23 protein-coding genes are annotated in these 25208 nt (G+C 46.3%); 20 read left to right on the plus strand and 3 right to left on the minus strand.

From position 1 onward, the window contains the following. From dnaB to KSP24_RS03485, 9 genes are all read left to right on the plus strand, one after another. Positions 1-1359 (plus strand): replicative DNA helicase, encoded by a 1359-nt coding sequence (gene dnaB, locus KSP24_RS03445; protein WP_013373892.1) that lies wholly within the window; start codon positions 1-3, stop codon positions 1357-1359. 376 nt (positions 1360-1735) lie between these two features. Further along, a complete protein-coding gene (locus tag KSP24_RS03450) occupies positions 1736-3022 on the plus strand; it encodes an adenylosuccinate synthase (RefSeq protein ID WP_040102464.1) in 1287 nt (428 codons plus the stop codon). Between the two features lie 230 nt (positions 3023-3252). After that, positions 3253-3909 (plus strand): hypothetical protein, encoded by a 657-nt coding sequence (locus tag KSP24_RS03455; RefSeq protein ID WP_017425989.1) that lies wholly within the window; start codon positions 3253-3255, stop codon positions 3907-3909. Positions 3910-4218: 309 nt separating this feature from the next. Next, the gene (locus KSP24_RS03460; protein ID WP_216974476.1) at positions 4219-5742 is read left to right on the plus strand and encodes a M23 family metallopeptidase; all 1524 of its coding nucleotides are present in this window, start codon (positions 4219-4221) and stop codon (positions 5740-5742) included. 232 nt (positions 5743-5974) lie between these two features. Then, the gene (gene yycF, locus KSP24_RS03465) at positions 5975-6706 is read left to right on the plus strand and encodes a response regulator YycF (RefSeq protein WP_013373888.1); all 732 of its coding nucleotides are present in this window, start codon (positions 5975-5977) and stop codon (positions 6704-6706) included. Positions 6707-6777: 71 nt separating this feature from the next. Then, positions 6778-8532: a cell wall metabolism sensor histidine kinase WalK gene (walK, locus tag KSP24_RS03470; RefSeq protein WP_373364934.1), complete on the plus strand. Its 1755-nt coding sequence runs from the start codon at positions 6778-6780 to the stop codon at positions 8530-8532. Beyond that, positions 8529-9866 (plus strand): YycH family regulatory protein, encoded by a 1338-nt coding sequence (locus KSP24_RS03475; protein WP_017425993.1) that lies wholly within the window; start codon positions 8529-8531, stop codon positions 9864-9866. The genes walK and KSP24_RS03475 overlap by 4 nt, the downstream gene beginning before the upstream one ends. Before the next feature lie 21 nt (positions 9867-9887). Next, complete coding sequence (gene yycI / locus KSP24_RS03480; protein WP_016822470.1) at positions 9888-10652, plus strand: two-component system regulatory protein YycI; 765 nt, start codon at positions 9888-9890, stop codon at positions 10650-10652. 6 nt (positions 10653-10658) lie between these two features. Then, the gene (locus KSP24_RS03485; RefSeq protein ID WP_016822471.1) at positions 10659-11465 is read left to right on the plus strand and encodes an MBL fold metallo-hydrolase; all 807 of its coding nucleotides are present in this window, start codon (positions 10659-10661) and stop codon (positions 11463-11465) included. Here KSP24_RS03485 and KSP24_RS03490 read toward each other — a convergent pair. After that, positions 11434-11640 (minus strand): hypothetical protein, encoded by a 207-nt coding sequence (locus tag KSP24_RS03490; protein ID WP_013373883.1) that lies wholly within the window; start codon positions 11638-11640, stop codon positions 11434-11436. The two genes, KSP24_RS03485 and KSP24_RS03490, sit on opposite strands and share 32 nt — an antisense overlap. Before the next feature lie 503 nt (positions 11641-12143). Between KSP24_RS03490 and KSP24_RS03495 the strand changes: the two genes are divergently transcribed. Then, complete coding sequence (locus KSP24_RS03495; RefSeq protein WP_102997369.1) at positions 12144-13379, plus strand: S1C family serine protease; 1236 nt, start codon at positions 12144-12146, stop codon at positions 13377-13379. An 86-nt stretch (positions 13380-13465) separates the two neighbouring features. Here KSP24_RS03495 and KSP24_RS03500 read toward each other — a convergent pair whose 3' ends face one another. Further along, positions 13466-15187, minus strand: a complete 1722-nt coding sequence (locus tag KSP24_RS03500) for a cellulase family glycosylhydrolase (RefSeq protein WP_216974477.1) — start codon at positions 15185-15187, stop codon at positions 13466-13468. A 233-nt stretch (positions 15188-15420) separates the two neighbouring features. Here KSP24_RS03500 and KSP24_RS03505 point away from each other — a divergent pair, with 233 nt between their 5' ends. The 4 genes from KSP24_RS03505 to KSP24_RS03520 all read left to right on the plus strand — a co-directional run bounded on the left by KSP24_RS03505 (position 15421) and on the right by KSP24_RS03520 (position 17998). Further along, complete coding sequence (locus KSP24_RS03505) at positions 15421-16185, plus strand: class I SAM-dependent methyltransferase (protein ID WP_216974478.1); 765 nt, start codon at positions 15421-15423, stop codon at positions 16183-16185. Between the two features lie 105 nt (positions 16186-16290). Then, positions 16291-16458 (plus strand): CxxH/CxxC protein, encoded by a 168-nt coding sequence (locus KSP24_RS03510; protein ID WP_013373879.1) that lies wholly within the window; start codon positions 16291-16293, stop codon positions 16456-16458. Positions 16459-16539: 81 nt separating this feature from the next. Next, complete coding sequence (locus KSP24_RS03515; RefSeq protein WP_216974479.1) at positions 16540-17505, plus strand: helix-turn-helix domain-containing protein; 966 nt, start codon at positions 16540-16542, stop codon at positions 17503-17505. Positions 17506-17509: 4 nt separating this feature from the next. Beyond that, complete coding sequence (locus KSP24_RS03520; RefSeq protein WP_216974480.1) at positions 17510-17998, plus strand: DinB family protein; 489 nt, start codon at positions 17510-17512, stop codon at positions 17996-17998. 80 nt (positions 17999-18078) lie between these two features. Here the strand turns inward: KSP24_RS03520 and KSP24_RS03525 are convergent, their stop codons facing one another. Further along, complete coding sequence (locus KSP24_RS03525) at positions 18079-18423, minus strand: helix-turn-helix domain-containing protein (RefSeq protein ID WP_216974481.1); 345 nt, start codon at positions 18421-18423, stop codon at positions 18079-18081. A 177-nt stretch (positions 18424-18600) separates the two neighbouring features. Here KSP24_RS03525 and KSP24_RS03530 point away from each other — a divergent pair, with 177 nt between their 5' ends. From KSP24_RS03530 to KSP24_RS03555, 6 genes are all read left to right on the plus strand, one after another. Next, positions 18601-19452: a DNA-binding protein gene (locus tag KSP24_RS03530; protein WP_216974482.1), complete on the plus strand. Its 852-nt coding sequence runs from the start codon at positions 18601-18603 to the stop codon at positions 19450-19452. 160 nt (positions 19453-19612) lie between these two features. After that, on the plus strand, positions 19613-20092 hold the full coding sequence (rlmH, locus tag KSP24_RS03535) for a 23S rRNA (pseudouridine(1915)-N(3))-methyltransferase RlmH (protein ID WP_216974483.1): 480 nt from the start codon (positions 19613-19615) through the stop codon (positions 20090-20092). Between the two features lie 932 nt (positions 20093-21024). Next, complete coding sequence (gene dcm / locus KSP24_RS03540; protein WP_216974484.1) at positions 21025-22302, plus strand: DNA (cytosine-5-)-methyltransferase; 1278 nt, start codon at positions 21025-21027, stop codon at positions 22300-22302. Then, positions 22295-22753: a very short patch repair endonuclease gene (locus KSP24_RS03545; protein WP_216974485.1), complete on the plus strand. Its 459-nt coding sequence runs from the start codon at positions 22295-22297 to the stop codon at positions 22751-22753. Before dcm ends, KSP24_RS03545 begins: the two co-directional genes overlap by 8 nt. Positions 22754-22780: 27 nt before the next feature. Next, on the plus strand, positions 22781-24004 hold the full coding sequence (locus KSP24_RS03550; RefSeq protein WP_216974486.1) for a type II restriction endonuclease: 1224 nt from the start codon (positions 22781-22783) through the stop codon (positions 24002-24004). A 12-nt stretch (positions 24005-24016) separates the two neighbouring features. Further along, positions 24017-25207 carry a hypothetical protein gene (locus tag KSP24_RS03555; RefSeq protein WP_216974487.1) on the plus strand — a complete coding sequence of 397 codons (1191 nt, stop codon included), beginning with the start codon at positions 24017-24019 and terminating at the stop codon, positions 25205-25207. The last annotated feature ends 1 nt before the right edge of the window (position 25208 follow it).

Consider the following 25208-nt stretch of genomic DNA (forward strand, 5'->3'; position numbering starts at 1 on the left):
ATGGGCGGCGAATTTTTTGATCGGATTCCTCCGCAAAATCTGGAGGCTGAACAGGCGGTTATCGGGTCTATTTTGCTTCAGTCCGAAGCACTGATTACCGCAATGGAGCGGGTGCAGACCGAGGACTTTTACGATAAAGCTCATCAGATGATTTACGAAGCAATGATTGAGCTGGGTGAATCCGGACAGCCGATTGACTTGGTTACGCTGACCTCGAAAATTCAAGACAAGGGACAGCTAGAGGATATCGGTGGTGTCAGTTATCTGGCGAAGTTGGCTCACGGGGTGCCAACAGCGGCTAACGTGGATTACTATGCCCAGATCATTGAAGAAAAAGCGATGCTTCGTCGCTTGATTCGTGCAGCTACACAGATTGTGAGCGAAGGCTATAGCAGTGGCGAGGATGTCGCCGGTATGCTGAGCGATGCCGAGCGCAAGATTATGGAAATCTCCAACGGGCGCTCAGGCAGTGGCTTTATTGCCATCCGCGATGTCGTGATGGAAGTGTTTGACCGCGTTGAATTGCTGCATCAGAACAAGGGCAACACGACCGGAATTCCGTCCGGCTTTGTTGATTTGGATAAGATGACAGCGGGTTTCCAGCGCAATGACTTGATCATTGTGGCTGCTCGTCCATCTGTAGGTAAAACGGCATTTGCCCTGAATATTGCACAAAACGTTGCAGTACGGGCAAAAGAGACGGTTGCCATCTTCAGTCTGGAAATGTCTGCGGCTCAGCTCGTGCAGCGGATGATCTGTGCCGAGGCAAACTTGGACGCGAACGTCATGCGGACAGGTGAATTTAAGGGCGATGACGATTGGGCGAAGCTGACGATGGGCATTGCAGCCTTGTCAGAGGCGGAAATCTATATCGACGATACGCCCGGCATCACTGTGGCTGATATCCGAGCCAAATGCCGCCGTCTCAAGGCGGAAAAGGGACTGGGTATGATCGTTATTGACTACTTGCAGCTCATTCACGGACGCGGCAAAGCGGGCGAGAACCGGCAGCAGGAGGTATCCGAAATTTCACGGACATTGAAACAAATCGCCCGTGAACTTGAAGTGCCTGTAATCGCCCTTTCCCAGCTGAGTCGGGGTGTAGAGCAGCGTCAAGATAAGCGGCCAATGATGAGTGACTTGCGGGAATCGGGTTCCATCGAGCAGGATGCTGACATCGTTGCGTTTCTGTACCGGGATGATTACTATAATCAGGAAACAGAAAAGAAAAATATTATTGAAATTATCATTGCCAAGCAGCGTAACGGCCCGGTCGGTACGGTAGAGTTGGTATTTCTTAAAAATTATAATAAATTCGCTAATTACGAGCGTGCCCATTCGGATGCGTTCGCCGGTTAATATATTAGTATGTTTAGAAAAGGCTCTTTCGACGCGGGTATCGCGATTTCGAGAGAGTCTTTTTTATAGAATTCATATATTTTCATAGAACGATTGAAACTCTCAATTACGAACAATACTATTTTCATGTAATATAATGTTCGCTTTTTATTTGACTTTGAAAAATGGTACTGGTACACTTATAGTGCTGCTTCAACGTAGCGGGAGATCATTACGCCCGGGGCTTTCCGAACTTGTGGAATGTCTGCGACGGACGTTTTTTCCTGCTGTCCGAGAACGCTTCATATCTGCCCGCTGAGGCGGCTGAAGCCAGATATGTGTTAGCGCGTCAGCTCAAAATCAGAGTGTCTGTGGGCACTCCACGGAGGAATGAAACATGTCAACTGTAGTCGTTGTGGGAACACAATGGGGAGACGAAGGCAAAGGTAAAATCACGGACTATCTGGCGGAAAGCGCTGAAGTGGTGGCCCGTTACCAAGGCGGAAACAATGCTGGTCATACGATTCTCATTGACGGTAAAAAGTATAAGCTGAGCCTGATTCCATCCGGCGTTTTTTATGAAGATAAAAAGTGTGTTATTGGCAACGGCATGGTAGTGAATCCAGCCGCTCTTATTGAAGAAATTACTTATATTCATGATAATGGATTTTCCACAAAAAATTTGGTCATTAGTGACCGCGCACATGTCATTATGCCTTACCATATGACGTTGGATGTGCTGGAAGAAGACCGCAAAGGTCCTAACAAAATTGGTACTACCCGTAAAGGGATCGGTCCTGCTTATATGGATAAAGCTGCACGTAACGGTATTCGTATTGCTGATTTGCTGGATGCAGAGGAATTCGAAAAGAAACTGCGCCATCTAACGAAGGAAAAGAATCAAGTGATTGAGCAAGTATACGGCGGCGAGCCGCTGGATGTTGAAGAAATATTGAAACAGTACCTGGAATACGCTGAGTTTATCCGTCCTTATGTAGCGGACACGTCTGTTGTGCTGAACGATGCAATCGACGCGAATCGTAAGGTATTGTTTGAAGGTGCGCAAGGCGTTATGCTCGATATCGACCAAGGTACGTATCCATACGTTACGTCCTCTAACCCGTCGGCTGGCGGCGTATGTATCGGTTCCGGTGTAGGCCCGTCCAAAATTCAACAAGTGATCGGTGTAGCTAAATCATACACAACTCGTGTAGGTGATGGACCTTTCCCAACGGAGTTGAACGATGAAGTCGGCGATTACATTCGTGAAACAGGTCATGAGTACGGTACGGTTACAGGACGTGCTCGTCGTGTTGGCTGGTTTGACAGCGTCGTTGTCCGTCATGCCCGTCGTGTCAGTGGATTAACGGGTCTTTCCCTGAACTCGCTGGACGTTTTGACAGGCCTGAAAACAGTCAAAATCTGTACAGGCTACAAATATCGCGGTGAGATCATCACGCATTATCCAGCTAGCTTGAAAATGCTGGCGGAATGCGAAGCGGTATATGAGGAATTGCCAGGTTGGAGCGAAGATATTACTGGCGTCAAAACGTTGGAGGAACTGCCTGAGAATACACGCAATTACGTACAACGCGTATCCGAGCTGACAGGCATTCCAATCGCTATTTTCTCGGTTGGTCGTAACCGCGATCAAACGAACCAAGTGCTTCCGATTTATTTGTAAGACATCTATAGGATTCTATGAAGGCGTCATGCCTGTTCTAAAATATAGCTATTCCTGCACGATTAGGAGAGAGAGGTGGTTAATTCCTTTCTCTCCTTTTTTCTGTGTAGTTGTGTTTGTGCTAGTTTTACATATTCCAAGGGTTAAAAATCGTCATATCTCGTCAATACTGGTCTATATGCACTTCATGATGTACACATGGCAAGATGCGTATAAGGAGGTAACGGGATATGAGGTGGCTTGGATGGCTACTTAAAAAAGGAATGACGGTGGTGCTGGTCAGCGCGCTGACACTGGCAGTGACCGGTGTGGTCGTGAATGCTTATGTTCAATCGTTGCTACGGCAATTTAACATTCAGCTCGATCATCAGCCGATATGGGGATGGGGCTGGCTAAAAGGCAGCGCTGGTACTGATCAAAGTACAGGTACAGGGAAGAGCAAGACGACAGGGAGCGACTCTGGAAGTGTAACACCGCCTGATAATGCTTTGCCTGTCATGGGACAGGGCTTAGAAGAAAGCGGAAATAAGACAGGTGGTGCATCCAACGACAAGGGATCTCAGGAAGGGGCCACGTCGGCGGGAACACCAGACAGCGAGCCGCGTCAGCAGGCAGAAGGTACAGCTACACCTGAAACGAGTATCGAAGGCCATGATTTGGTCATTACGCCCGACCATCTGACGGAGAAAAAGAACAATTTACCGGCGGCTCAGAAGCAGGAGATTTTTACGATTCTTATGAATAAACTTCCGCCGGAAGAGATGCAGAAAATATCAGCTGCGATGGAAGGCGGTCTCACCGAGCAGGAGCTGCAAGATATTCAGCAGGTGCTTGCGAAGTATTTGACCAAAGAGGAATATAACAAATTGATGGGTATGCTTAAATAATGCATAAATAAAACGCATAAATGTATGGGCAATGTTAATGCTCAAAACAGGACTGTAGAATCCGCGCCGGGCGCGGATTTTTTTGCGTGCTAGGAAGTAATTGGAGTGCAGTTGAATTCTTTGTAAAAGCTATGTTAAAGTAAACTGTGTTGTGAAAAGGTTAAATTTTTGAAACCTTTTACATAACTATGCAATGCTAGATAGCGACTATTATCATAGATAAGCTTGTAAAACGGCTACTTTTATCATGTAAAAGGACAATAATGAACGCATTTAATAGAGATAGGATATGCTGAAAAGGAGAGAACCATGGAGGTTTCTAAGGGGAAGTTATCACCAGACCACAGGAATGGAAATTCAAGCGTTGAAAGCAATTCTGCTGATAAAGCAGGGAAAATAGCAACATGGTGGAACGGACGGAAAAGATGGTTAAGTTGGACGGCAGGCGGCATTGTGATTGTTGGCGGTCTTATTTTTGCTAGCAATCAGTATGTTGGTGCCAATACGGTTCCTTATTATAAAGTGTATGTTAAAGGCGTTGAGGTCGGCAGTATCCTGAATGAGCAGCAGCTTAAGCAGCTGTATACAACGAAGAGCAAGCAGTATAAAGACAAGTATCCTGACGTGCAAATGGTGCTCAATACGAGCGCGGTCACGACGAGCACGGAAAAGGCATATAAGGCAGATATCGATAGCGCAGCCACGTTGAAGAAGCTGGATGGCATGCTGACTGCCTATGCCAAAGGAGTAGAAATGAAGGTCAACGGACAGACGGTTGGCATTGTAAAGGATAAAGCGACGGCACAAGCGGCTTTAAAGCAAGTGCAGAAGAAATACACACCTGCGGGTGAAGGTACGGCTTCAGGCATCAAGGGGCTAGTTCGCAAAACATCCGTGGGGAGTAGTCATGCTAGCGCAAGCACGAAGGCGCCTAAAGCATGGCTGGAGTCTGCCAGTATCCGTGAAAAGATTGCGTATGAGCCTGTGAAAGCAGATCCGAACAAGGTGCTGACGGAGGAGGAAGCGGTTAAAGTATTGACCGAGGGACGTGAAGCTCCTACAACCTATACGGTGCAAGAAGGCGATTCTTTGTCGTCGATTGCTACGAAGTTCGATACGACGGCTTGGGAGATTAAGCAGAACAATCCCGGTCTGCGTGAGTTGTACTTGCAAATTGGGGACGAGTTAAAGGTCACGGCTCCCAAGGTACCTGTTACGGTACGAACGGTAGAAAAGGTCGTCGAGCAGATTGCTATCGAGCCTGAAGTAGAGATTCGCCAGAGCGATGAATTGAAAGCAGGAGTTACGAAAGTAGTCAGACCGGGACAAGCAGGTCTTAAAGAGATGGACTACCGTTTGACCAAGGAGAACGGTGAGGTCGTGCAAGAGGAATGGCTCGGTCAAAAGGTGTTACAGCCGTCTGTTACCGAGGTGGTTCTGAGAGGAACGAAAGTCGAGGGGGAAGGCTCGGGCCAATTTGCCTGGCCGACTGCGGGTGCAATCATGACGAGCAGCTTTGGAGGACGTTGGGGACGTATGCATGAAGGTGTTGACTTGGTCGGCGATCATACGATTCAAGCTTCTGATGAAGGTGTCGTCACATTTGCCGGTCAGCAGAATGGCTATGGTAATGTCATTATGATTGATCATCGCAACGGCTATCAAACAGTATACGGGCATTTGAATAGTATTGGTGTTCATGTGGGACAGGTTGTTCAGCAAGGTGAAGCGATTGGTATCATGGGAAGCACCGGACGTTCCACAGGCACACATGTTCACTTTGAGATTCGCAAAAATAATACGCCACAAAATCCAATGACGTATTTAAGGTAGATTGGATGTTTAAATCGAGAGTTATGTGATTCGATGAGGATCAAGGAGAAAGACCATGTTTTCTGCATGCTTAACAGCCAGGTGCAGGCATGGTTTTTTCTGCGTAAAGAAAAGGGTCTGGAAAAGTAATGGAATAGCGTACGGGTATGATAGAATAGAATAAGCATCTTATGGGTACTGACAAACGAAAGTTAATAATAGATGATGATCCGTGAGAAGAGGTGAACGCTGTATGCAAGGGACGATTCTAGTAGTGGATGATGAACAACCTATCGCTGATATTTTGAAATTTAATTTGGAAAAAGAGGGCTACGAGGTCATTTGCGCCTTTGATGGAATCAGTGCGGTGGATATCGCGGTTAAGCAACAGCCAGACCTGATTTTGCTGGACCTGATGCTGCCGGGCATGGACGGTATGGACGTATGCCGCGAGGTGCGCGGACATCAGCTTCAGACGCCAATTATTATGCTGACTGCGAAGGATGGGGAAATCGACAAAGTGCTAGGGCTGGAGCTGGGTGCGGACGATTATGTGACGAAGCCGTTCAGCACACGTGAATTGCTGGCACGGGTAAAGGCACAGATGCGTAGACAGCAACGCGGCGTAGCAGGCACGCCGGAAAGCCGCCCACAGGAGGATAAGCAGGGGCTGCGCGTAGGCGATCTCTTTTTTGATGCGGATATGTATACAGCCTATAAAAACGGAACTCCACTTGACCTGACGCACCGCGAGTATGAGCTCCTGTACTATATGGCAAAAAATGCAGGCAAGGTCATGACTCGCGAGCATTTGCTTCAAGCGGTATGGGGATTTGAGTACTACGGGGATGTGCGGACGGTAGACGTGACGATCCGGCGACTGCGCGAGAAGATTGAGGAGAACCCGAGCAAGCCGGAGACGATCCTGACACGGCGTGGCCTCGGATATATCGTTAGCGGGGGCAAAGGTGGCCTGCGGGCATGAGATGGCTGTCCTTCTTTCGCACCATTCATGCCAAGCTGATTATTATCTATGTGCTGCTAATCTTGGTGGCCATGCAGTTGATTGGAGTCTATTTTGTCAGCTCGATGAAGAACTCGTTGACGAGTAATTTTACGCAGGATTTGCAAGCACGGGCGGAGATGCTGTCCGTGCTGGCGGAGCAGGATCTGAGTGGCAGTGATGGCAAAATGGAGGAAGATAGCGTCGAAAGTCTGCGTGCACGCGTGAATAACTTGTTTGATTTCAGCGGCGCGGAAATTCAGGTGCTGGATGCCAGTGGCAAAGTACTGATTACTTCTCAAGGCTCTCATGCTGACTATGTCGGACGTAAAAATACGCAGACAGTGGTTAGCCGCGCACTCCAAGGAATCCGTGATAACGAGGAATATATGGTGGACGAAGATAACGTCCGCAAGAAGGTCGTCGCCAAGCCTGTCATCAGCCAAGGCAAAATTGTCGGTGCTGTGTACATCGCTGCTTCGATGGCTGAGCTGTACGATACGATGAAACGCATTAACAATGTGTTTCTCTCAGGTATGCTGATTGCGCTCGCGTTGACGGCTGTGCTGGGCGTGGTGTTGGCCCACACGATTACGCATCCAATCAAAGTGATGACACGTCATGCAACGGAGGTCGCTGAGGGCAAGTTTGACCAGCAGATGCCAGTGTTTGGCGAAGATGAAATCGGCAGGCTGAGCGTGGCCTTTAACTATATGACAGGACGTCTACGTGAGGCTCTGTCGCAGAATGAGGAGGAGAAGGAAAAGCTCTCCTCCATCTTGACCAATATGAGCGACGGCGTAGTCGCTACCGACGATCATGGCCGGGTCATTCTGGTCAATCGCCGGGCCAGCGCCATGCTGGGCGTGAACGAGAATGAGATGACCGGCAGACATATCGCGGTATTGCTGGGGATCGACCCGGAGGAAACCGAGGCCCTGTACAGCGGCTCGTCCGCTTCTACGCTCTTGCAGCTGGAGCCGGCCGGTCAGGATGAACCCATCGTCATCCGCGTGACCTTTACACCCATTCATCGGCGCGAATTTGGCATTACGGGCACGATTGCTGTGCTTCAGGACGTGACGGAGCAGGAAGAGATGGAGACGACGCGGCGGGAATTCGTCGCTAATGTATCTCATGAGCTGCGCACACCGCTGACGACGATCCGTAGCTACGCTGAAGCGCTGGATGACGGCGCGATGGCTGAGCCGCAGCTCGCAGAGCGTTTTGTAGGTGTCATCCGTAACGAGACGGAGCGTATGATCCGGCTGGTTACGGATTTGCTGCATCTGTCGCGGCTCGATTCCAATGAGGCGCCTCTGCGGATGCAGCCTGCCGATGTGATGGAGATGCTGGATGAGGTCGCGGATCGGTTTTCTTTTCAAATGAAGCAAAAACACATTCGCTCAGGCATGTTCGTAGAGCAGGGGATTGGCAAGGTCGTGATCGACCGCGATCAGATTGATCAAGTGCTGGACAATTTGATGTCCAATGCATTGAAATATACGCCGGAAGGTGGAAGTATCCGGATCGAGGCTCGCCGCAACCATGAGGGAATGCTGGCTATTTCGGTGCAGGATACCGGAATTGGTATTCCCAAAAAAGATTTGGACCGAATTTTTGAACGGTTTTATCGTGTGGACAAAGCGAGATCGCGCAATATGGGTGGCACAGGACTGGGACTGTCGATTGCCCGGGAAATTGTAAAGGCCCATGGAGGTCAGATTTTCCTGGAGTCTGAATATGGTCAGGGAACTTGTACAACCTTTACGCTGCCTATGTCGGGTGAAGGGAGGGAAGCACAGTGAAGGAACGTTTGAAGTCCTGGACGCTTGTTTTGCTGGTGGCTTCCAGTCTGGTTCAGACTTATTTTTTGATCTACCGTCTTCCAGGCAGTGATTCTGTACTCACTTCAGAAACGAACTATGTCAAAACTGAAAGCATGGGGCAGGAGAGAAAGATTGAAAATCTTGTATTCCCTGATAGGATGCTAATTCATCAAGGTGAGAAGAAACATACCGTTTTTTATCCGGGGGTTACTTTTTACGATTTGATTTATACACGGCTGGAAAGCCGAAGCTTTAACAATTTCCAACGTCGGAGTATCCAGTCAGCGGACTGGGCACGGATTCGCAGTGAGAATGAGGGGATCGAATTATCATTTTCCGGCGGGGTTCCGGTTTCATTACTGGAGCGGGTCATGCGTCTGACGCCGGATTCAGTATTTCAGGGGGAGACGATTAACCGCATCTGGATCTACATCGACGAAAAGAATGCCAAGCCGCACGCACTCTTTTTCAGTGCCAGAGGTGATGTGGTGTATGAGGCGAACCAGTTCGATATGACGGTAGAAGACATTCGGCAGCATGTGAATTTTGGAAAAAATGCCCCGTTGTACAAGCTGGTGAATAATCAGTATTACATTCCCGTGGATGACCTGGAGACTGTACAGCCTGTGGTATATGCCGGGTTGTTTACGACAGAACAGATGCAGCGGAATTTATTTTTCGATCCGGGCATTACGCGCAATATTCAGGAAAAAGATGGTTCACAGATTTATACAGATAGCAAGCGTAGCTTACAGATCAAGCAGGATCAACGTTGGATGAGCTATACCGATCCTAGTGCACCGGGAGCGGATGGAAGCAGCCCAATTAGGGACGTGTTGGCCGCAGTTGATTTTGTGAATCAGCATGGCGGCTGGGATGCTGCGTATCAGCTGAAATTGAGAAGCAGCAATGAAAATCGCACGAGCGTGATGTTCCAGCAGTATTATGGCGCTTATCCGGTGCTGGACACGCCATCGTTCCGCTTTGGTACGATCTCCTTGCAAATCCAGCAGGAAACGGCATCTGTCTATGATCGTTCGTTGCTGTATCTCAAGGGCGGGGAGCAATCCTCAAAGAAAGTGATGCTGCCAGGTGGTGAGACCTTGGAGAAGCAACTGCAAACGGTAGGCGACGGCAAGTCGATTAGAGATCTAACTCCTGTATATCAGCCAGAGCTGATCAATGACGGATTGAAGCTCATCCCAGAGTGGCGTGTTACGTTCAACGACGGTTCTGTTGCAGAGATTCATGCTGTTCCTGTAACGACAGCATCCAATACAACATTAAAAAAGTCAGACCAAGAGACAAAGTGATAATAGGAAGGGGGAACGGGAATGGATTGGAGCCGCGCTAAAAACGTACTGATCTGTACATTTTTGCTGCTCAATGTGGTATTGGGTTATCAACTGTGGCATGATGCGCAGGAAACGGCCGGGCCGAATCTGGATTTTACTTCACTGGATGAAAACACGCAGCGTTTAATGGAAGAGAAAAGCATTCAGGTGCTGGCTCCGATTCCCGGAGATACCCCGCAGCTGCCCAAGCTGTCTTACACCTATGTCCATAGTGGAGAGAAAGATGAACTTGTGCAGCTGCTGAGACCAGTGGACAGCAAGCTGGTATTCACTCATGATGCGCTAGTGGAGGCTTTGGAGCCGCAAATCAAGGATATCGATAGCTATCAGTATGATCCGCTGGATGTCCAGGAGGAGTTCGTATCCGGACAGGCAGATGCTTTTGTACTGCATCCGTTGGTACAGGGCAAGTGGCCGCTCTTTAATGTGAAGCTAGCTCTGTTTTACAGCAATCAGAAGATTACAGGGTATCGCAAAATTCAGGTAGAGCTCCAGCCCTCGGATGAGGCAAAGAAAATGCTGCCTGCGTCCAAAGCCTTGGCGAGGCTGATCGATGGCTATTTGCCGCGTGACTCCGTAGTGAAGGATATCCGGCTCGGATATTACGGACAGACCTTTAACTCCGATAGCCAGGTGGCTGCTCCGGTGTGGCGGTTTATGCTGGACAACGGAAAAGGCGTGTATTATGTACAGATGAACGGAGATGTCATTAGTCCAAAGACAGAACATACAGAAGGGTCTTGAACAGATATGGGGATTTCTTTTACCGTGCTGTCGAGCGGTTCGACCGGCAACGCTACTGTTGTACGGAACGAAGACACGACATTGCTCATCGATGCAGGTCTCAGCGCAAAGCGTATTGACGAATTGCTGAAAGAACGCGATCTGAGCGGAGAAGAGTTGGATGGTATTTTGGTCACGCATGAGCATTCCGATCATGTTAAAGGACTAGGCGCCATGGCGCGTAAATATAATTTACCTATATATGCTAACGAGAAGACATGGTTTGCCATCAGCAACGCTGTTGGGCAAATTGCGGATGATAACCGCAGAATATTGGAGACAGGCGCGACACGGGAATTTGAGTCATTGCGTGTAGAGTCTTTTGGCATCTCCCATGATGCGGCTGAGCCCGTAGGATATAGCTTTTATGATGGGGCAGAGAAGCTTAGCGTAGCGACCGATCTCGGCTATGTCAGCGATAAGGTAAAACAAGCGATATCAGATGCAGATGTATTGGTGCTGGAGGCTAATCATGATGTAGAAATGCTGCGTATGGGCCGCTATCCTTGGAACATCAAGCGCCGTATACTCAGTGATATCGGCCACTTATCCAATGAGATGGCAGGTGCGATTCTTAGCGAGCTGTTGACCGGACGGACAAAGCGGACGTATCTGGCACATTTGAGCCGCGACCACAATATGATGGAGCTTGCGAAGCTGACCGTACGCGGGGCAATGGAGGACCGCGGCTGTTTTTACAAGGATAGTGAGTTTCGATTGTGTGATACGTATTATGATCGTCCTACACCTTGGGATAAGGTAAGTGAGCCATAAAGCTGTCCAGCTCGGCGGCTTTGCGCTCGACCTCTTCACGGGTCACTATGCCTTTGTCCACCAGTAGCTCAATCAATGTACTTAGCGCCAGTGTATTACGGTAGTGCTCGTCTTTCAAATCCGCAAGCTTGGCTGCCATGCGAACTTCATCCATAGCGGAACGATGGGAATTCATCCTATATTCCTCCTGTAAAAATATTTTTAAAATGGCGTGCAATAAGCTTGGTTCTGCCTGTGGTTTTGCCAAGTGCTGTGATACAATAAAGCTAACAACAGAAAGCTTTCTGAAGGAAGGCTCTCATCGAAAGTATAGGCTGCTTTAAGCGGACGGGAACAAGCCAGAACGTCTCTATGAGACGATCATTTTGTAATAGAATAGAAGACTTGTTACTATTGTAGTCCATTGGTTTGGAAATCATTCCTCTTTTTTCCTCTATTCGGGGTCAGATTCGGCGTGTATGCTAATTTATGAGATTTGGTTGCTTAGGAAGGTTCTATTTGTGGTGATTAATAAGTAGACCGGAACGATTAGTTGCTGAATTCCGATGGTAGGGGATATTCAATCCATTTGAGATGTTCAACGGAGCAGGTTCTCTGTAGCATAGGTTGGCGCAAGCCCGAATAGCCCTAATTTTTTAGTGAGTGTCGGTGCATGACAACGAAGGGGAGAGGATTAGCATGGGCTTGTTTGATGATGATTTTTATTCAACGAAGGTGTCCACACGTGCGGCTAAAAAAACGGCATTTAAGGCGCGTCGCGGAGGACGAGGACGTTGGCCGCACAGGAATCGTCGGGTAAGTCCGGTGCAGGCTGCTGTCATTAGCGGTGCGGTGAGTGCAGTGGTTTCCGTGCTGCTGTTCAGCTTTGTTACAGGTCTGCCCTCCACTACAGCGGTAACCGGAGCAAGTCATTATCCCTTGCGGCAAGCAGCGGGCGATCCGTATGATCGGATTGTGCAGGCGGCAGCCAAGGTACGCCCAGCCGTCGTCAGCATCGTAAACCTGAAGGGGGAAGACGGTAAAAGTACGGAACAATCCGCGCTTGGATCGGGCGTCATTTTCCGTGTGAGCTCAGGCAAAGCCTTTATTATGACAAACAACCATGTCATTGAAGGATCGGATGATCTGGATATTGTAACCGTAGACGGTGTCAGAAAAGAGGCGAAGCTGGTCGGAAAGGATCGCATTAGTGATATCGCTGTACTGGCCGTTGATGATAAAGGTATTAGCACAGTAGCGGATATCGGGGACTCCAGCAAACTTCGTCTGGGCGAGACGGTCATTGCGATTGGCAACCCGCTCGGATTGGGAGACACCCTGACCTCCGGCATTGTGAGCTATACGAATCGCATCATTCCGATCTCCATTAATCAGGATGGTGTATATGACTGGGAACAGCATGTGATTCAGACCGATGCAGCAATTAATGAAGGAAACAGCGGCGGAGCGCTGGTCGATCTGGACGGACGGGTGATTGGCATCAATACGATGAAAATCGCCGATACAGGTGTTGAAGGACTGGGCTTCGCCATTCCTGCTAATGAGGTAATGAAGACGGTGAATGAACTGGTTGAGGACGGCAAGATTACCCGCCCTTATCTGGGGGTGTACACGGTGGACCTCAATAATGAATATGCACCGCTGGATGAAACTCAGCGCAAGGAACTCAAGCTGCCTGACAGCGTCAAGGATGGAGCCGTTGTTCTGGAGGCCCATGGTCCTGCCAAGGAGGGCGGCTTGAAGCTGAACGATGTCATTACAGCGTTTGATAGCGAACCGATTAACTCTACGCTTGATTTGCGTCGCTACCTGTACGATAACAAGAAGATTGGCGATGAGCTTAAAGTTACCTTTTACCGGGCAGGCAAGGAAGAGTCGGTGACGTTAAAATTAACAGATAAGCCGGAAGGCTAAGGTTGAATGATAGACTTAACTATAAAGAAGGCGCTCTCCGGCTTATTTCCGGGAACGCCTTTTTTTGATTTCTGCAGTGCCTTGGATTAAGATGTCGTACCCGTCACGCGGGTTCCGCTCTTGGTGATTTTGTATGTCACTACATCGCCGCTCCAGAAGTGGAACTTCAACGTGACTTCACCATCCTTCACACTGTTGAAAAATTCAGGCAACAGCTTGATGCCATTCGTATCATAGGCAGGGGCAAAAGTATTGCCAAACTCTTTATAAGGTGTCCAATCCTGTGGACCGGCATTGCCACCATTCGTATACACGGCTTCCATCGTCGCAAGCTGGCTACCACGGAAGTCTGTTGGAATGGTAAAGGCTTGTGTAGTCCCTTGGACAGCACTTAATTTCGGTGTATCATACACGACGACTCTAAAATTCCAATCTGCCCCCTTATTAAACTTGGCGGTAATAACGGCATTCTCACCATATTTACCGGAAGTAATTAGGCTGGTGAGCAAGCTGGCTTTGAAGGTTAATGTATCTCCACTCAGCGTATAGTCGGTGCCCTGTTTCAGCTGCTTGCTGTTGGCATTGAGCGATTTCAACTGGTTGCCGTTCAGATTTAGAGTGATCTTGGTATCCTGAACAGAAGAGCCTTTCTTCAAGTGAATGAGATCACTAGCTGCATTGGAGGAACGTCCTTTCAGGCTGGCCTTAATGACATTAAAGAGTTCATGATCAGACCACTTGTAAGTGCTCCGATTCAAATGCTGGCCGTTATCCCAGAGCATGCCTGTTACTTTCTTCTCTTTCATGTAATAAGTCAAAAATTCAAAAAACTTCAGCTTTTCACCCTGTTCAATAACACCTGTATGTTTATCAAAACCGAGCAGGCCATATTCACCGACAATAACCGGGATTCCCTTGGCTACAAAGGTGTTATAGACATTATCAAAGGTTTGAACAATATCGTTTTGGGAAGCTTTATCAAATGTTGTATTCCCGGCAATGTTCACACTGAAAGGCCAGAAGCCATAATAGTGAACGGTTGCAATCAGGTTGGGATCGTTCAGCTTGGTTATCGTGTTATACAGTTCGTTGATTTTGACCTGAGCAGGTGAAGTATCTAATCCAGGCAGAACAAGGGGACGAGTGGCATTCTTACCGCCAGAGGCGCGGACAATTTTGTGAAAGGATACGTTCAGTTCTTGGAGCATCTGATTCATTTTCGTTTCATCCGTAGTCCCTCCTTCGGAGAAACGGGGTTCGTTAATACTTTCAAACATCAACTTGTTGGGCTGATTTTTAAAGCGGTCGGCAATTTGTGTCCATAATGCGTTATAGCGTGCTAACACTTCATCATGCTTGGGCTCCATACTGCTTACCCACGTCCATGAATCATGATGGACATTGATCATGACGTACAGATTGGCATCCAGTGCCCAGCGAACAACCTCTTCCACACGGTTCATGTAAGCAGATTCAACGGTATAATGGGGTGCGGCTCCAATATGCTTATCCCAGGTGACGGGAATCCGAATACTTTTGTACCCTTGGGCAGCAATTTGCTGGATCAAAGCTTGGGTAATGCGCGGATTACCCCAGGCGGTCTCATCCGCCCCGACAGCATCCAGCGAATTTCCTAAATTCCATCCAGGCTGCATGGCTTCCACGTATGACTGCATATTGCTTGTTGCAGCAGCTGGTTGTGCTTGTTCGTCCGTTTCAGCAGCAGCGGCAACGGATGCGAACGTGGATAACAATAGGGTGATGGCAAGCGTCAACGACAGCAATGAAATGGGTCTTCGTTTTAACATAACAGGCCCCTTTACAAAGTTATTTTTGAAAGCGCTTTCTAATAAAACACTATCATACTAATGAAATATGGAATACCTGCATAATTCAAGTAAAAATCATGTGTGAATTAGTTATTTTACAATTGTAAGCGTTATTATTGAAAAAATACAGAAATGAGTGTAGAATCTATGACCCTACGCGAAAGATGGATTCGCAAAGGGCTAATGAGTACGGAAGGGAGATGGAGCTAAATATGGGGACATGGAACACCGAAGAGGCCATTCGACGCTGGAATATGCATGCAGAAAATTTTACTGCTAAGTACACTGAAGAAGGGGATCGGTCTCGTGAAGTGCTGCTAAATCCTGCTTTGCAAGAGTGTATGGGACTGATCGCAGGCAAAAAGGTGCTGGATGCCGGCTGTGGCGAAGGTTATCTGAGCCGGAAAATGGCCAAGGCGGGTGCTTTGGTAGAGGCTGTCGATTACTCGACAGAGATGCTGAGGCTAGCCAAAGAGCGAACGCCGTCAACGTTGGGAATTACATATCACCATGGCAATCTGGAGAAGCTGGAGATGTTCGGGGACCAGAGCTTTGATCTGATCGTGTCCAATATGGTCATACAGGACTTGGCTCATTATGAGCAGGCGATTGCCGAAATGCGGCGATTATTAGTTCCAGGAGGCCGCTTTATTTTTTCTATTCTGCATCCGTGCTTTCTGACGCCGCAGAGTGGATGGGTGAAGGATGAGACAGGGAAAAAGCTGTATTGGAAAGTGGATCAATATTTCAATGAAGGCCCATTGGAGCAAGCCATTCCTTATGATCAGGAGGAAAAGCTTTTGTATTTTCACCGTACGCTGGGCAGCTATGTACAGACCATTGTGGAGTCGGGTTTGTTGTTGGATGGGATGGTCGAACCGAAGCCGTCTGCTGACATGTTGGAGAAATATCCCCATTTCCGTGAAGACCTGAACGTCAGTAATTTTCTCATTTTTAAGACCAAACGTCAGGGATAGTGGGCAAGCCCTTTCCTTTCCGCGTCAAGTGTGGTAGAACAAAAGAAGGCGGTTTTGACACACCTACAACAGGAAGAGCTTCAAACGGAAAGGGATGCAACTGGAATGTACGTGGTATGTAAAGAGCATGTGGAACTGGCAATTGATATGTTCGTCGATGAATACGAGGATGCACCGGATGTCGTCGATCTCAAAGAAACGAAATTTTCGGATTGGGACCCTCCAGTGAAGTGCAAGGAATGTGAGAAGAAAGCAGAGTTTTTGGTCGTCTAAAAAACAAGCACGGGCGTTTCGGGCAGAAACGTCCTTTTTGTATATATCCCCACCACGTACTGAGACAGGAGTGAACGTTGGATGGACCCTTTGCTGCATTCACTGTTTCGTCCGCTTCAAGTCAATGGAAGTGATCCCTATACATATTATATTGAGCAAAAGCCGACTGCTGCGCTGAGGGCATACGTAGCCTGCTATTGGGAGTCGGGTCCGGCTACCAGAGAAGTTTCTGAACGGAATATGGCAGTATCGGATAGAGGCGAAGCTTCATTAGGCTGGCTGGAGGAAGAAGAGGCAGTGGACCGGGTATTACCTGATGGTTGTACGGATATTCTATTAGAATACGACCCGGTGAGTAAGCGTCAGGAACTCTCATACTGTGGGACATTTACGAATCCGTTCGTGTCTACCAGACAAGCAGGGTCCGGGACACGTATTTTTGCAGTGCGATTTTTCCCCGGTGGAGCACACTATTTTCACGGCATGCCGACTCATTTGTTTACAGGCGGTAATTATCGCTTGGAAGAGATATGGCCCGAGAATGTCGAGATCATAGGTGAGCGCATTTTGGAGGCACGAGACTTTAATGAACGGGTGCGCATAATGGATCAGTATCTCAACCAGCTTCTACTGCGTCGTAGGACAAGCGATTGTGACCTGATGAAAAATCTGCTGCATCGCATCTTTGTGAGCGGCGGAAGTGTGGGGGTTAAGGAGCTCGCGGAGCGTGAGGCAATCAGTGAAAGACAGCTCAACCGCAAATTTGGGCAATGGATCGGGATTAGCCCCAAAAAGTTCAGTGAAGTCGTCCGCTTCCAGAGCGTTCTGCACAGTATTCAGAATGGTGATTCTGTTGATTCGATGGAGTTGGCATTGAAGCATAACTTTTTTGACCAAGCGCATCTAATCCGTGATTTTCGCAGATTTTATGGAGCTTCCCCGCTTACTGCGGCTAAGGACTTTCGGAAGTTGTCCGATTTTTACAATACACGTTCGGAACCCTCGGCTATACTCAAAATAGGAAGAAGAATGGCAAAGGAGAGATGAGAATATGAGTGGAACACTGCAAGTTCGCGATCATCTGCTGAATGAGTTGGAGACTGGAGTACGGACAGGGGAAGCTTTGATTCGTAAAATACGTCCAGAGGATTGGAGCTTTCGCCCACAGGACAATTTCCGCTCGCTGCTGGAGTTAGTGCACCACTTTGTGCTTATTCCAGCTTCGGATCTTGCGATTATGCAGGAGAAGTCCGAGGCAGAAGTGGGAAGCATTGAAACCAGCCTGTCCGGGGTGGAAGATCCCGAGCGCTTGGCTACGACTTTTAGGGAGAATTTTGAGGCATATAAGGCTTACATTCTTTCGCTTAGCGAAGACGATTATCTGAATCGTTCGACGAAGGCCTTTTATATGGAGCATGGGCATCTACAGGTTCAATGGCAGATTGAGACTGTGACCCATGTGTTCCATCACCGTTCCCAGATCTATAATTATTTGAAGCAACTGGGACATGAAGTGAGCTTTTTTATGTTATATGCTTAAGTTTTTTATATAAAAAGGTTTGAGGGCACCTGTGGGGTGCTCTTTTTGGTTTTATTTAAGACTTTTTAGGGTGGAATGACCTAGTCGAATGCGCGTGAAATTTCTTTACTAACACGTCTAAGAATCCCGATTTGTTCTTTATTTAATCTGCTGGTGAGCGCAACAAACTCATCTATCGCTTCTTGCCGAATCATTTCGCCTGCAGTCATATGTTCTTCGGAAAACATTAATTCACTGATAGACACGTTTAAGGCGGTTAACACCTTCTCCAAGGTATCAATCGAAAAGTTCCTTTCTCCTCTTTCTAATGCACCAATATATCTATAGTCCAAGCTTGCGATGTCAGCTAGCTTTTGCTGTGTAAGTCCCTTTGCATTTCGAATAGCCCGGATTCTTGTACCGATTTGCTTGCGTAATTCAGCCATATTACCACCTCATAACAAGCTTATGGAAGATGAAGTGTAAAAGTCAGGTCAAAATATATAGTAAAAATGGTTTATATTACGCTTTTTAAGTAGTATAATTAGTCTGTTTAGTCACTCCTCACGAGTGGTTGGCAACTCTAAATCGATAAAGAGGATATACTAGAGGAGGTAATATTTTTGCAGGAGGACATTCTTAAATCACTCAAACCAGATGTGATCGTACAACTGTTAAAAATGGCTTATTCCTTCGAAAACTGGACTCAGGTAAAGACTACATCTGGCATTTTATATAGCCGTGTCCAGCGTATCTACGAAGAACGGCAGTATCATAAAGCAATGAAATTACCCATCCCGCATGTCAATTTAGAACGTCCGTTGGTATATTATTTTGGGCTCAGTCACCTGATGTGTGGAATGGCTCACCAGCACCAGGGTGCATATGAGCAGGCAAGGGAGTGCATCTATAAGTATGCTGAGCTAGGGTGGATGGAGGATTTAGAGGAAGAAGACAATCAGGTTGTCGAGGAATTCAGGTTTTTAGCCAAAACTAATTTATATGCAGTAGATATTTTATCTGGAAATATAGAGCTGATCGAGGAATATGTAGCCTTTTTGCAGGATAATCTAGAGGAAATATTACCGGGGCTCAATACCATATTACAGGCAGCGCTTATGTATCATTTGGATGTGGCAGATATTTTACATACGTTTGCAGAGCAGATTGATGAATTCGGGAGTTATGAAGACGCGGAGAACGTATCTTACTATTATAGCTACTGCTATCACTTGGCTTTGTACTATCGGAAGTACGATAGATTACAGGATGCAGTGGGGCTTACTTTGCAGGCGATGCAACTAGCTGATCAGTCGGGTAACGATCGTAATTTCAAGAGATGTACGGCATTGTTCGAATCATTACGGGAGTCAGCGACAGCGGAACAAATCAGCCAATATCGACAGATGCTAATGCAGTGTGTTGATGAATATGAAATGGATAGGCATTTCATTGTAGAGGGCGTAAATGAATGATCCGCTATAATCTGAACAGGGAATAGGCTCGTAGTGGAGAGGAAATAGATAGGTAAGAGACGTTGCAGGTGCTAAAATAACTATGTTAAAGGTATTTTTTCATGTTAGGATCGTAAATGCGATTTTACATTATCATTCGACATAGATAGGGGTATGGAATTTGTTTATTCAACTTATAGGTGTTGGCAAGTTAAAAGAGAAGTATTTGGTCATGGGCATTCAGGAATATGCCAAACGGCTAGGGCCATACATCAAGTTCCAAATGATTGAGGTAGCCGATGAAAAGGCTCCTGATACACTGAGCGAGGCGGAAGTCCGACAGGTCAAGGAGCGAGAGGGTGAGCGTATCCTTGCTCATGTGAAAAGTGAAGCACACGTGATTGTTCTCGCCATCGACGGCAAACTCTGGAGCTCGGAAGAACTTGCAGAGGAACTGGACAAGCTCGGCACCTACGGTACAAGCCATGTTGTCTTCGTCATTGGCGGAAGCCATGGACTCTCTGACGAAGTCCTCCGCCGCGCCCAGCAGAAGCTCAGCTTCGGAAGGATGACCTTGCCACATCAGCTGATGCGATTGGTGCTGGTGGAACAGATTTACCGAGCGGTGAAGATTAATCGGGGGGAACCGTATCGCCTTTAAGGGTGAAATAGACAGGGACTCTATCAAGTTCTTCATATAATCCAAGGTAGATGAATGAATCGGAGCAATGTATTTCAGAGTATTTCGCCATGCGTTCTACAAGCTCTGCCGTGTCGCCATGGAGCGATAGCAAAATCGAAGTCAGAATAATCCGCTATATGCGGCAGCTTTCTCCTCAGGAAGGCTTGTCCTTGGATATGTAAATACCCTGAATGAGGAGCCGAAGCAAGGCTTTTTGCTGCTACATTTGACGGGTACCTTGAAGAAAACCACAATAATACCGAGACGTAGCCCTAATTAAGTGAGGTTTCCCAGTTAAGACTCAGTTTACTGACATTCCTATCTTCGAAAGGGTATCAATATCGTTTGGATTAATTTCTTTACTATCCAAATTAACTCATCTGTATTCTTTGCTGATGCCACTGATTCCAAACAGGAATTTAGCTTCTCATAGAAGTCACTTTCTTTATGGGCATAACAACTAATACCGCACCATCACTTCTTAAACTTAGAACCATCAAGTCATTTTCCTTAGCGGAATTCGTTACAATAGACTCGTATAATACAATCTATATTTGGTTCTATACGTATTAAATTCTCTTGCGTCATACCAAGTTAATCTTCCTTCGTCCTGAGTGATTTTTCCTGTTTGTAACCTTTAAAATAAAGAGATAAGAAATCCATTCAACCAACCTCATGATAAAAGTGGAATTTTGATAGTAGGTAGCATCAATCTTTTGTTGATTATACTATATTAGACAATTATACCATAAATTAGATGATTTGTATGGGGGGGTTGCTATGATATCTTCCTAGTGAATATATGTTAATCCTTCTGCGAGAAAATTAAATTTGCGAAAGAATGTTTGTTCGTGGTATTCTTATGTCAAAAACGTTCCCCCTGGGAATATTTTTGACAGGGAGGCCATTACATGAAAGTCTTTAAGGATACTGAATTTGCCAATATAAGGGAGAAAACAGGATATTCTGTAAAACAACTTGCAGAATTATTTGGAAAGAGCGAGCGGACTATATATCGCTGGGAAAACGGAGAGTCTACCCCTGAGGAAGCATTGCTCAGGGAGTTGAAGAGTATTTACAATGTTCGTTCCGGGCAACAGCAAGCTGGTGAATATAACTTTAGATTTATTGATCTGTTTGCGGGCATCGGCGGCTTGCGAAGGGCTTTTGAGTCCATTGGTGGAAGATGTGTTTTCACCAGCGAGTGGGACTCGGCTTGCAGAAAGACATATCAGGCCAATTATACCTGTGACCATCCTGTAAACGGTGATATTCGTGATGTGAATCTGGATGAGATGCCTGCCTACGACGTATTGGTTGCAGGATTTCCGTGCCAGCCGTTTTCTATTGCCGGTGTATCCAAGAAGAATTCACTTGGTCGTCCTCATGGCTTCCATGATGCGACACAGGGAACTCTTTTCTTTGATGTCGCACAAATGATTGAACGTCACAGACCGAAGGCATTTTTGCTTGAGAACGTTAAAAATTTGGTGAGTCATGACAAAGGCAATACTTTCAGGGTTATTCTTCGTACTTTGCAAGAGGAACTTGGTTATCATGTGGATTATCGGGTGATAGATGCCAAGCATTTTGTTCCTCAACATCGGGAGCGTATTTTTATTGTGGGCTTCAGAAGTGATGTGGGATTTTCCCTTAATGATTTGAAGTGCCCTTCCTCAGGACCGAAACTTGGTTCGATACTTCATTCGCAGGATGGTTCCGAGGATGAGGAATTGCCCTACACTGAGGGGACGGATGCCAAGGTGGCTGACAAATATACTTTGAGTGACAGGCTATGGGAGTATCTGCAAGGCTACGCTGAAAAACATCGTGCCAAGGGAAACGGTTTTGGATACGGCCTCTTTGGTCCTGACGATGTAGCCCGTACCTTGTCGGCCCGCTATTATAAAGACGGTTCGGAAATTCTTATAAGGCAGGAAGGCAAGAACCCGCGGCGTTTAACCCCACGCGAATGTGCAAGATTGATGGGATTTGATAAACCAGGAGACCCGTTCCAGATACCAGTATCCGATACACAAGCCTACAAGCAATTCGGCAATTCGGTAGCTGTGCCTGTTGTTGAGGCTGTAGCCTCTCACATGCTTCCATACATCTTTAAAGCAATCAGAACTGCCGGGGATGACAACCAGTTTGAATTGTTGCTGGAAACGGCGGCGGCTTATGGCTGATATCGTACCCCCTGAAAAACGAAGCAAAATGATGGCCGGGATTAAGGGAAAGGACACCAAGCCCGAAATGATTCTTCGCAAGGGTCTACACGGGCTTGGATTCAGATACCGTCTTCATGACCGCAATTTGCCGGGAAAACCTGATATGGTTTTTCCCCGGTACAAGGCGGTCATTTTTGCTCACGGTTGCTTCTGGCACGGGCATTCCTGTCATTTATTCAAGTGGCCGTCCTCCAATGAGGAATTCTGGCACACCAAAATTGAACGTAACATGGAAGCGGACAAGAAAAATATTATCCTGCTTCAGGAGATGGGTTGGAGAACGGGCATTGTCTGGGAATGTGCATTAAAAGGAAAATACAAGATCAACAGAGAAGAAGTAATAGAACTATGTGCCCAGTGGCTACAAACAACGGATATGACATCTATAGAGATTGGTGGGCAATGCTAGAAATCATCATGTGTGAGGATGTTGCAAATGAAAAAGGGTTTTTTATCTCAGTATTTTGAAGGTATTGCAATCAAACGTCTTAGTGCAGTAGAGACCAGCACCGCTGTTTCTCATCAGCATGAGTTTAATGGAAGCAGACCATTAAAAACACTTTTTGGACGGGAAAGAATTTCTTATGATGCCCGTTTCCTCTGGCTTGCTGGTGAGAACGAAGGATTCTCATGTGAGAGTAATATTACATGGTATGATTCCCGCGAGGCTCATCCGACACGTTCAGAATACAGATTGTACTTTAAAACCAATGATGTTATGGATCAGGCGATGGCTGGAGATATGCTCATTGTAGCCAAGCGGTCTAACGGGGAGATTTTTATGGTATTGGTGCCCTCTGGTAGCACTCTGGAGAACCAGATTCTCTGGTTGTTTGGAGTCGATCAGATAGACTTTGACTTCAATTTCCAGTCCATTGAGAATGGACATAACCCCGAAGTGGATTATGCTGTAAGATACATCCTTGAAGAAATGGGTATAGAGGTCGCTGACCCTGACGGCAGTTTTCTGGATGGTATTCTTGAACCTTATTTTGATGGTGGCTTCCCTCGAACTGCTGTTTTTTCGGATTTGGCGAGAAAGTCGCTCAGGAATGTTTCACCCTATGAGGAGCCGGATGAAACTTTGCTCAAGTGGATTGAGCAAGAGGAGAAGCTGTTTAAACGGTTGGAACGTCACTTTGTATCAAAACGTCTGGAAGAAGGGTTTCGCGGCGAGGGTACTACCGATGTGGAAGGCTTTATACAGTTTTCTCTTAGCGTTCATAATCGCAGAAAGTCGCGTGTTGGCTACGCATTGGAAAATCATCTGGAGGAAATCTTCAAGGCTCACAATCTTACATATTCCCGAACACAGATGACCGAGAACAAGTCGAAGCCAGATTTTTTGTTCCCTCATATCAGTAATTACCATGATCTGACCTTCCCGGAATCAAGATTGACAATGCTAGGCGTCAAGTCTACTTGCAAGGATAGATGGCGTCAGGTACTTGCTGAAGCAAACCGCATTAACAACAAGCACCTTTTCACTCTGGAGCCCGGTATCAGTGAAAACCAGACTGATGAAATGCAGGCGAACCATCTTCAATTGATACTGCCAAAGCGGTTGCATGATACTTACCGCCCTGCTCAGCAGAGTTGGCTTATAGACTTGGGCTCGTTTATTCAATTGGCCAAGGAGCGTCAAAATTCTTCTAACTGAGGGGGAAAAAGAATGGAGATCACTTCAAGAATAACTGATATAAGAATAGATGCAGAAAACATATTCATTGAAATGACATATGAAAGGTATTTGAAGATAGCCAGAAAGATTATCGAGAACAATGATTTACAAAGACGCAGGGTAAAGTCATCCAATACTGTATATTCTCTTTTAAGAAATGATCTGAAAAGAGGATGTGTAATTCCACCTATTGTACTAGCTCTTGGCACTAATGGAGATGAGACAAAAATTAACTTTAATGAATTATCTAATGAAGAAATTATTAAATACATTAATACACATCTTGAAAGCTTGGTAATATTAGATGGTTTGCAAAGAACTAATACTATTCTTGAGGCTGAAAATGAATTGGCAAGGGATGGAACTCATCAACAATTAGAGCATTTCTATTCAAATAAGTTGAGAATAGAATTATATTTAGGCATCAATAAATTCGGAATTTTATATAGAATGTTGACTTTAAATACAGGACAAACTCCTATGTCGATAAGGCATCAGATTGAGATTCTATATAAAAATTATATGGACCATGATTTAAACGGTATACGTTTAGTTAGAGAAGTTGAAGATCAAGCAGTTAATGAAATTGGTATATACAAATTCAAAGATGTTATTGACGGGTTCAACTCATATTTAGAAAGAAATGAATTGCCTATTGATAGGTTTGAATTACTCAATAACATAAAGGGGTTAGAGAAGCTATCAGAAGAAAATCAGCAAAGAGATGTGTTTAGGGATTTCGTGGAATCGTATAACCACTTTGTAATCCAAATAGATAATCTTTCTGAACATTGGGAATTGGATGTGGATGAAGATGATATAATACTAAGCGGGCAACCGTTTGGTAAGCAAGCGTACAAGATCTTCAATAAATCTCAGGCACTTACAGGCTACGGTGCGGCGATAGGAAAACTCAAGGACTTCGGTATTATTAACTCATTTGACCAAGTAAACTATATTATCAGAAAACTGGAATGTGGCGATGATCCTACTCACTGGCTAATAATGCTTCTTTCCAGATTAGATAATATCAGAGGTAACTCTAAGAAAATAGGGAATTCGCAAAGGATGTACTTTCAATATTTTTTTAGAGAGCTGTTTAATTCTGATGGAGATTCATATTTGAGTTTTGAAAGAGCTGTAGAAAATGGGTATCAAAAATATCGTAGTCAATCGGAGTAAG

The sequence above is a fragment of the Paenibacillus sp. AK121 genome (assembly GCF_019042715.1).
In the GTDB taxonomy this organism is placed as follows: domain Bacteria; phylum Bacillota; class Bacilli; order Paenibacillales; family Paenibacillaceae; genus Paenibacillus; species Paenibacillus polymyxa_C.